Annotated in this window: 6 protein-coding genes; 2 read left to right on the top strand and 4 right to left on the bottom strand. The window is 70.8% G+C overall.

Features of this window, described 5'->3' with window-relative positions; all coding sequences use genetic code 11:
* Window positions 1-90: 90 nt before the first annotated feature.
* Both ABZS80_RS31740 and ABZS80_RS31735 read left to right on the top strand, forming a co-directional pair.
* Window positions 91-486, top strand: a complete 396-nt coding sequence (locus ABZS80_RS31740; RefSeq protein ID WP_355061692.1) for a transposase — start codon at window positions 91-93, stop codon at window positions 484-486.
* A 204-nt stretch (window positions 487-690) separates the two neighbouring features.
* Window positions 691-1248 (top strand): hypothetical protein, encoded by a 558-nt coding sequence (locus ABZS80_RS31735; protein ID WP_355061690.1) that lies wholly within the window; start codon window positions 691-693, stop codon window positions 1246-1248.
* Between the two features lie 60 nt (window positions 1249-1308).
* On the opposite strand, the gene ABZS80_RS31730 is transcribed toward ABZS80_RS31735, so the two are convergent.
* The 4 genes from ABZS80_RS31730 to ABZS80_RS31715 all read right to left on the bottom strand — a co-directional run bounded on the left by ABZS80_RS31730 (window position 1309) and on the right by ABZS80_RS31715 (window position 7054).
* Window positions 1309-3747: a glycoside hydrolase family 2 protein gene (locus tag ABZS80_RS31730; RefSeq protein WP_355061688.1), complete on the bottom strand. Its 2439-nt coding sequence runs from the start codon at window positions 3745-3747 to the stop codon at window positions 1309-1311.
* Window positions 3744-4622: a carbohydrate ABC transporter permease gene (locus ABZS80_RS31725; protein ID WP_355061686.1), complete on the bottom strand. Its 879-nt coding sequence runs from the start codon at window positions 4620-4622 to the stop codon at window positions 3744-3746. The genes ABZS80_RS31730 and ABZS80_RS31725 overlap by 4 nt, the downstream gene beginning before the upstream one ends.
* 55 nt (window positions 4623-4677) lie before the next feature.
* A complete protein-coding gene (locus ABZS80_RS31720; protein WP_355061684.1) occupies window positions 4678-5688 on the bottom strand; it encodes a sugar ABC transporter permease in 1011 nt (336 codons plus the stop codon).
* An 82-nt stretch (window positions 5689-5770) separates the two neighbouring features.
* A complete protein-coding gene (locus tag ABZS80_RS31715) occupies window positions 5771-7054 on the bottom strand; it encodes an extracellular solute-binding protein (protein ID WP_355061682.1) in 1284 nt (427 codons plus the stop codon).
* Window positions 7055-7354: the final 300 nt, after the last annotated feature.

Here is a 7354-nt window from a genome sequence, read left to right as displayed (position 1 = left end):
CGCGGCTGTAGAGGGGAAGGAAGCCGCAAAACCGATCATGCATTCACGGCGAGGCAGCAACCGCCGCAACACACCCAATTAGCCAGCAGGATCCAACTGGCCTACAAGCAGCAGTGGCGCGGCGGCCAACTGGCCCTGGTCGACCGCTGGTACCCGTCGACCAAGACCTGCTCCGCATGCCGGAGGGTGGCCCCCGCGATGCCTCTGCACCAGCGCACGTTCACCTGCCAGGTGTGCGGGCATCGGGCCGATCGGGACCACAATGCCGCAGTCAACCTCGCTGTCTGGGCCGAGCAGCACCATGCCCAGGTCCGGGACCTCCCCGCAGGGGGCCCGGTCACCAACGCCGGCCGAGGGGAAGGCTCTGGCCCACGCACACGCGCGGGCGAAACCGGCCCCGATGACGCAGGAACCGCACCCGCCCCACCCGGGGCAAGGCGCGGACGCCCGAGAAGGGCGCTGTCTCACAACTCCACAGAGTTATGAAACAGGCCGTAACACCGTCCCCCGGGTAGGGTGCCGCGGCGTGGACACGACTGTGAGCTATGCCCGACTGATCCGACCGGCCATTGACCGGGTGTACGTGGGCGCCCGCTGGGCGGCCCGCGCCCGCATGGAGAAGTTCTACACCGACGCGGCGCCGACCTCGGCTACGAGAACTCGTTCTTCTCCGGGGTGCTGGCCCGCCCGATGCCCGCCGAGGCGCTCGCCGACGGGCTGGCCTACACCGACGGCGACATGAGCCGCGAGCTGGCCCAGGGTGTGACCACCGTGGACGCCGACGGCGCCTGGCACCTCACCGAGCTGGGCCGGGAGCTGGCGCTGTTCGCGCAGCGGGCCACCGCCGAGGCCGCCGAGGAGCTGTGGTCGGACCTGCCGGGAATGCTGCCCGGCCTGCGCATCGTGCCCCGGCTGGCCGACCTCGTGGGCCGGGTGCTCGCACACGGGCAGGCCACCGGCGGACCGGCGTTCCGGGCCATGTCCCCGCCGTACGAGCCGGACGGCGCCTCGCCGGCGCTGCTGCTGGTCACCCGCCTCGGCTCGCTGCGCCACCACCGCGCCGACGCGCACCGGGCGGCGTGGCGGGCCGCCGGGCTGACCGCCGACGAGATCCGCGCGCTGCCCGACGGGCCGGAGCGAGCCGCCATCGAGGCGGAGACCGACCGCCGCGACGAGCCCGCGTACGCGGTGCTGACCGATGCCGAGCGCTGGGAACTGCTCTCCGGCCTGGCCGCCCTGCCGAACTGACACTGCAGGTTAGGAGGGGGCCCTTCCTATACAGGAGGCGTTAATAGGGGGCCCCTCCTTTCAGTCGTTGACGCAGCGCAGCACCGGGCGGGTGGTCAGGGCCGTCGGGTCGAGTGGGGTGGGTGCGGTCACCGTGAAGGTGGTGGATTCGCCCGGCAGCAGGGTGATCAGGGCCTGGTCGACCTGCGCCGACGGGTGCAGCCGGTCCGGGTGGAGCGTCAGGTCGCGCAGCACCGTCCGGGCGGTGACCCGCACTCGCTGGCCGTCGCCCGCCGGCTCGACCGTCGCGGAAAACGCCGCCGCCGGCCACTCGACCTCCCGGTCGGTGGCGAAGAACCACAGCGCCCGCTCGGCGGTCTCCCCCGCCTCCGCGACCAGCAGTTCCCGCCGGGCCTCGTCCGGCCGCGCCAGCTCCGCGGGTAGCGCCAGCACCACCGAGGAGTACGCGGGGACGTCGAGGTCCACCGAGGTCTTCGCCCTCGGCTCCCCGGTGAGGGTGAGCCGGGTGACCGTGCCCGGCGCCTGCCACGCCTCGCCGGTCTCGTTCACCGCCACCAGCGCCAGCCCGCCGTCGCGGGGCTGCACGGTGAGCAGCCGGGCGGCGTAGGCGCGGCGGAGCGCGTACCAGAGGGGTTTGCGCCGGCCGTCGCCGTCGACGGCCGACCAGGAGGTGACCGGCCAGCAGTCGTTGAGCTGCCACACGATGGTGCCCATGCAGATCGGCCGGTGCGAGCGGAAGTGCTCGACGCCGAGTTGGATGGCCCGGGCCTGGTTGAGCTGGGTGAGGTGGTGCCAGTCGTCGAAGTCGGCGGGCGCCGGCAGGTGGGCGTCGAGGCCGCGCCGCAGTTTCCGGTCCCCGTCGGCGGCCTTCTGGTGGTGCGCCATGCCGGGTGAGTCGTGGGCGAGCGGCTCGTCGGAGAGGGCCCGGCGCAGCGTCGCGTACGCGGGGGGCGCCTGGTAGCCGAACTCGGCGACGAAGCGGGGCACGTACTCCCGGTATTTCGTGTAGTCGTCGGTGTTCCACACGTCCCAGATGTGCGTGGTGCCGTGGGCCGGGTCGTTGGGGTGCACGTCCTCGCTGCCCGACCAGGGGCTGCCCGGCCAGTACGGCCGGGTCGGGTCCAGCTCGGCGACGACGGCGGGCAGCAGGTCCAGGTAGTAGCCGCGCCCCCAGGTGCGGCCGGCGAGCGGCTCCTGCCAGTCCCAGTCGTGCCAGCCCCAGATGTTCTCGTTGTTGCCGGTCCAGAGCACCAGCGAGGGGTGGCTGGCGAGCCGGGTGACCTGCTCCCGCGCCTCCGCCTCGACCTCGGTGCGGAACGGCTCCTCCTCCGGGTAGGCGGCGCACGCGAAGAGGAAGTCCTGCTGCACCAGCAGCCCGAGTTCGTCGGCCAGCTCGTAGAAGTCCTCCGACTCGTAGCGGCCGCCGCCCCAGACCCGCAGCAGGTTGACGTTCGCGCCGGCGGCCTGCGCGAAGCGCTCGGCGAGACGCACGCGGGTGACCCGGTTGGGGAAGGCGTCGTCGGGGATCCAGTTGACCCCCTTCACGAAGACCGGCACCCCGTTGACGTGCAGGGTGAACGCGGAGCCGTGGGCGTCGGGGGTGGTGTCGAGGCGTACCGAGCGGAAGCCGATCCGGCGGGACCAGCCGTCCAGCGCCCGGCCGTCGGCGGCGCGGAGGGTCACGTCGAGGTCGTGCAGGGGCTGCTCGCCGTACCCGACGGGCCACCAGAGCGCCGGGTCGCGGACCGTGAGGGTCGCCACGGCGCGGCGCTCCCCCGCGGGGACGGTGACCTCGACGGCGGCGCCGGCCACGGTGGCGTGGACGGTGAGCGGCTCGTCCCGCGTCCGCTCGACCTCGACGTGCAGCTCCACGCGGCCGCTGCCGGCCTCGACGGTGACCAGTGGGCGGACGGTCGCCAGCCGGGCGACCGACCAGGCGTGCAGCCCGATCTCCTGCCAGATGCCGGCGGTGACCAGCGTCGGTCCCCAGTCCCAGCCGAAGTTGCAGGCCGTCTTGCGGATGAAGTGGAACGGCTCCGGGTACGCGTTGGGCCGGTCGCCGAGCCGGTCCCGGTGCGCCTCGGCGTAGCGGTAGGGCGAGTCGAAGCGCACGGTGACGGTGTTGGCGCCGGGCCGGAGCAGCGGGCCGATCGGGAAGCGGTGGCCGCGGTGCTGGTTCTCGGTGCGGCCGGCCTCGGTGCCGTTGACGGTGATGGTGGCGACCGTGTCGAGGCCGGCGCAGACCAGGTCGACCCGCTCGTCGTCGCCGGGCCGCCAGTCGACGGTGGTCTCGTAGACCCAGTCGGTGCGGCCGATCCAGCCGAGGCGGTTCTCGTTGTCGTCGAGGTACGGGTCGGGGATGAGGCCGGCCGCCAGCAGGTCGGTGTGCACTTCTCCGGGGACGGTCGCCGGCACCGCCCGCCCGGCGACCTCCGGCGGCACCTGCGGGCCGGACACGGCCCGTAGCAGCCAACCCTCGTGCAGCGTCTGACGGCTCACGACTTCACCGCGCCTTCCATGATTCCGCGGACGATCTGTCGTCCACCGATGAACAGCATGACCAGCAGGGGCACGGTGGCGATGAACGCCCCGGCCAGCACCCGCCGGTAGATCACGTAGTTGCCGCTGGCCAGGTCGGAGACCGCGACCATCGAGGTCGGGAAGTCCGTGCCGCTCAGCGTGATGAGCGGCCACTGGAAGTCGTTCCAGGTGGCCACGAAGGTGAGCAGCCCGAGCACGGCCAGGGCCGGGCGGATCGCCGGCAGCACGATGCTGGCGTACACCCGCATGGTGGTGGCGCCGTCCATCCGGGCCGACTCGACCAGCTCGTCGGGGACGGTGTTGACGATGAACTGCCGCATGTAGAACACCCCGAACGCGGTGACCAGCCCGGGGGCGATGACCGCCAGCAGGGTGCCGTTCCAGCCGAGCTTGCCCATCACGATGTAGAGCGCCACGATGCCGAGCTGATTGGGCACGGTGAGGGTGAGCACCACGAAGACCATCAGGGCGTTGCTGCCCGTGAAGCGCAGCTTGGCGAAGGCGAACCCGGCCAGCGAGCAGAAGAACAGCACCGAGGCGGTGACCACGGTGGCGACGATGACGCTGTTGACCAGCGAGGCGGCGAAGTAGACGTCCTGGAGCGAGAAGACCTCGTCGACGTTGGTCAGGAACCGGTCGCCGGGGACGATCGCCGGCGGCAGCTTCGCGAGCGCCTCGTCGTCGCTGGTCGCGATGACGAACATCCAGTAGAGCGGGAACGCGGCGAACAGCATGGTCAGCGCGAGGAACAGGTAGGTCCAGAGCCCGGCGGCGGTCTCCTGCGGGGCCCGGGCCACCAGCCGCGGCCGGCGGCGCGGGGGTGCGACGGTCATCAGAGCCTCCTTCCGTTCGCGACTGCGGTACTCCGCTTCGCTGCGTTCCTCGCGCTCACCGCTGCCCTCCGGACAGTCGGTTCGTCACGAGGTAGTTCACGCCCGCGACGATCAGGATGATCAGGAAGAGGGCCCAGGACATGGCCGCGGCGTAGCCGAGGTTGAGGTCCTTCCAGCCGACCTTGTAGATGAGCTGGGCGATGGTCTGCCATTCGCCGTTCGGCCCGCCGGTGGCGGCCTGGGCGTTCGGGTCGAAGAGCATGGGCTCGGTGAAGAGCTGGAGGCCGCCGATGGTGGAGAGGATGACGGTGAAGAGCACCACGGGCTGGATCATCGGCACGGTGATCCGCCAGAGCTGCTTCCACGGCCCGGCGCCGTCGATGGCCGCCGCCTCGTAGACGTCGCGCGGGATGGACTGCATGGCGGCCAGGTAGAGCACGGCGTTGTAGCCGATCCACTTCCAGTTGACCATCGTGGCGATGGCGATCCAGGAGTGCAGCTTGTCGGCCCGCCAGTCGATCGGGTCGTCCGGGCCGCCGAGGCCGAACAGGCCGAGCACCCAGTTGGCCATGCCGAAGTCGCGGGAGAAGAAGACGCTGAACACCATGGTCGAGGCGACGATCGGGGTCACGTACGGCAGCAGCACCCCCACCCGCCACCAGGTCTGCGCCCGCAGCTTGCGGTTGAGCAGCGAGGCGACGACGAGCGCGAGCAGCAGCTGGGGCACCGAGGAGAGCAGGAAGATGCCGAAGGTGTTGTAGAGGGCGTTCCAGAAGTCCTCGTCGCCGAGGAGCCGGCTGAAGTTCTCGCCGCCCGCCCAGTAGGGCAGCGTCGGGTCGTCCAGCCGGTAGTTGCGCAGCGAGACCACCGCGTTGAACAGCAGCGGGAAGAGCCCGAACACGATGAAGAGCAGGAAGAACGGCGCGATCATCAGGTACGGCATGTAGCGCATGTCGAAGCGGTACAGCCGGTTGCGCCAGGACAGCCGTCGGTCGCCGCCGGAGCGGCCGCGCTCCGGCCCGGCGGGGCGGCTCGACGGCGCGGGCGCGGCACGGGTGGTGGACATCGGATCACTCCAGGGCCGGGGTGGGTGAGGCGGTACGGCGGTGACGGGGCCGGCCGCGGCCCACCCCGTCACCGGTGTCCGGTCAGGACCTGGCGGCCTTGTCGGCCTCCTTGACCGCCTCGCCCCAGGCGGCGTCCGGCTTGAGGCTCTTGTTCTCGACGCGCCGGATCACGTTCTCCACGGCGACCCGGGTCGGGCCGTTTTTCCTGCCCAGGTACTGCGGGGTGAGGCCCTGCGCCATCTTCGGGAAGATCTGGCCGACCGGGGCGTCGTTGAAGAACGGGTTCTTGAAGTCGGCGATCGCCGGGTCGGCGTAGAGCGCCGGCTGCGAGGGCAGGTTGCCGACCTTCTTGAAGATCTCGATCTGCTGCTCGGGCGCGACCAGCCACTCCAGCAGCTTGTACGCCTCGTCGACGTGCTTGCCCTGCTTGGGGATGGTCAGGAATGAGCCGCCCCAGTTGCCGCCGCCGCCGGGCACTGCGGCGATGTCCCACTTGCCCTGGGTGCCGGGGGCGGTGTCCTTGATGTGGCCGAGCATCCACGCCGGGCAGGCGAGCACGGCGAAGGCGCCGCTCGTGAAGCCCTTGTCCCAGTCGGCCTGGAAGCTGACCAGATTGGCCGAGAGCCCGGCCTGGACGGCCTTGACCGTGTAGTCGAAGGCGACCTTGGGGCCGCCGTCCATCTGGAGTTGCTCCTGGTCGGAGTAGAAGCCGACCTGCTGCTGGCCGAGGATCGGGTTGAACAGGTTGGTGCCGGCGTCGATGAACTTGTTGTTGGTCTTCGCGGTGTACTGCTGGCCGACCTCGATGAACCTGTCCCAGTTGGGCCAGAGCGCGGAGACCTGGTCCCGCTCGGTGGGCAGGCCGGCGGCCTTGAACAGGTCGGTGCGGTAGCACATGGCCAGGCCGCCGACGTCGGTGCCGAGGCCGATCTGGGTCCTGCCGTCGGCAGAGAGCGACTGCTTCCACTTCCAGGGCAGGTACTTGCTCTCGTACTCACCGGCGCCCTTGTCCAGCAGGTTGACGAACGTGTCGGACTGGCTGCGGAACTGGACCATGAAGCCCTCGTCGATCGCCGCGATGTCCGGCGCGCCGTTGCCGGCGACGAGCTTCTTCTGCAGGTCCTCGTGCTGTGCGTTGTACTCGCCGGAGTTCAGCTGGATCTTGACGTTCGGGTGGTCGGCCTCGTACCTCGCCTTGAGGTCCTGGAGGCCGAAGTCGCCCCAGAAGTTGATCTTCAGGGTGACCTGACCGCCGGCGGCGTCGGAGCCGCCCGTGGTGCTCTTGCCGCTGCAGGCCGCGACCATGACCAGGCTGACGGCACCCACGGTGGCCGCCCGGGCCCAGTGCGTCCAGGACCGTTTCATGTCATCCTCCGCGCCGAATGTGGGAACGCTCCCGAGATCGAGGAACGTTGACTGAACCGGATAAGTGAGCACACCGTACGGGGCACCCCCAGGGCTGTCAACGGCCGGTGACGAGCGGGGCCGTCCGGTAACCTGATCGCCGTCATTAGCGCTTGTTTCACCACTCTTCGGCGCCCGACCGGCCCGAAGCGAGGTGGACCGAGTCCGGCGCTTAACCGTGCAAGCGGTGGGCGGGCGTGCCGCACCGACCGCGCCGCAACCCGGTGCAGTAGCGTGACAGCCGCCGGTCACCCCGGCGGT

The organism is Micromonospora sp. NPDC005305 (genome assembly GCF_040607315.1).
Lineage (GTDB): Bacteria > Actinomycetota > Actinomycetes > Mycobacteriales > Micromonosporaceae > Micromonospora.
This window is presented reverse-complemented; position numbering and strand designations above follow the sequence as displayed.

Coding starts and splice junctions, on each gene's coding strand:
- ABZS80_RS31735 (WP_355061690.1), top strand. CDS start 691: ATGCCCGCCGAGGCGCTCGCCGACGGGCTGGCCTACACCGACGGCGAC.
- ABZS80_RS31725 (WP_355061686.1), bottom strand. CDS start 4,622: ATGACCGTCGCACCCCCGCGCCGCCGGCCGCGGCTGGTGGCCCGGGCC.
- ABZS80_RS31720 (WP_355061684.1), bottom strand. CDS start 5,688: ATGTCCACCACCCGTGCCGCGCCCGCGCCGTCGAGCCGCCCCGCCGGG.
- ABZS80_RS31715 (WP_355061682.1), bottom strand. CDS start 7,054: ATGAAACGGTCCTGGACGCACTGGGCCCGGGCGGCCACCGTGGGTGCC.